Raw genomic sequence first — 1,309 nt, forward strand, 5'->3', positions numbered from 1 at the left:
ACGATCAGTAGGGGTTCTGAGAGGAAGGTCCCCCACATTGGAACTGAGACACGGTCCAAACTCCTACGGGAGGCAGCAGTGAGGAATATTGGTCAATGGACGAAAGTCTGAACCAGCCAAGTAGCGTGCAGGATGACGGCCCTATGGGTTGTAAACTGCTTTTATACAGGGATAAAGTCAGTTACGTGTAACTGTTTGTAGGTACTGTATGAATAAGGACCGGCTAATTCCGTGCCAGCAGCCGCGGTAATACGGAAGGTCCAGGCGTTATCCGGATTTATTGGGTTTAAAGGGAGCGCAGGCTGATGATTAAGCGTGACGTGAAATGTAGCCGCTCAACGGCTGAACTGCGTCGCGAACTGGTTATCTTGAGTGAGTTCGATGTTGGCGGAATTCGTGGTGTAGCGGTGAAATGCTTAGATATCACGAAGAACTCCGATTGCGAAGGCAGCCAACAAGGCCTTTACTGACGCTAAAGCTCGAAGGTGCGGGTATCGAACAGGATTAGATACCCTGGTAGTCCGCACGGTAAACGATGGATGCCCGCTGTTTGCGATATACTGTGAGCGGCCAAGAGAAATCGTTAAGCATCCCACCTGGGGAGTACGCCGGCAACGGTGAAACTCAAAGGAATTGACGGGGGCCCGCACAAGCGGAGGAACATGTGGTTTAATTCGATGATACGCGAGGAACCTTACCCGGGCTTGAACTGCAGCGGAAGGATACAGAGATGTTGACGCCCTTCGGGGCCGCTGTGGAGGTGCTGCATGGTTGTCGTCAGCTCGTGCCGTGAGGTGTCGGCTTAAGTGCCATAACGAGCGCAACCCTTTTCTTTAGTTGCCATCAGGTAATGCTGGGCACTCTGGAGATACTGCCACCGTAAGGTGTGAGGAAGGTGGGGATGACGTCAAATCAGCACGGCCCTTACGTCCGGGGCTACACACGTGTTACAATGGGAGGTACAGAGAGTTGGTTGTACGCAAGTGCGATCTAATCCTAAAAGCCTTCCTCAGTTCGGATTGGGGTCTGCAACCCGACCCCATGAAGCTGGATTCGCTAGTAATCGCGCATCAGCCATGGCGCGGTGAATACGTTCCCGGGCCTTGTACACACCGCCCGTCAAGCCATGAAAGCCGGGGGCGCTTGAAGTCCGTGACCGCAAGGATCGGCCTAGAGCGAAACTGGTAATTGGGGCTAAGTCGTAACAAGGTAGCCGTACCGGAAGGTGCGGCTGGAACACCTCCTTTCTGGAGAGAACGCTATCAAGGTTTGGTTCTCACCCAGTGCTTCTTTACTACCGAAGTTTATA

Annotated in this window: 1 rRNA gene; it reads left to right on the plus strand. The window is 53.1% G+C overall.

Going from position 1 to position 1,309, the window contains the following annotated elements:
* A 16S ribosomal RNA gene (locus T360_RS14180) occupies nucleotides 1-1,247 on the plus strand; the annotation flags it as partial.
* Nucleotides 1,248-1,309 lie beyond the last annotated feature (62 nt).

Source organism: Prevotella sp. MA2016, assembly GCF_000619825.1.
GTDB lineage: Bacteria > Bacteroidota > Bacteroidia > Bacteroidales > Bacteroidaceae > Prevotella.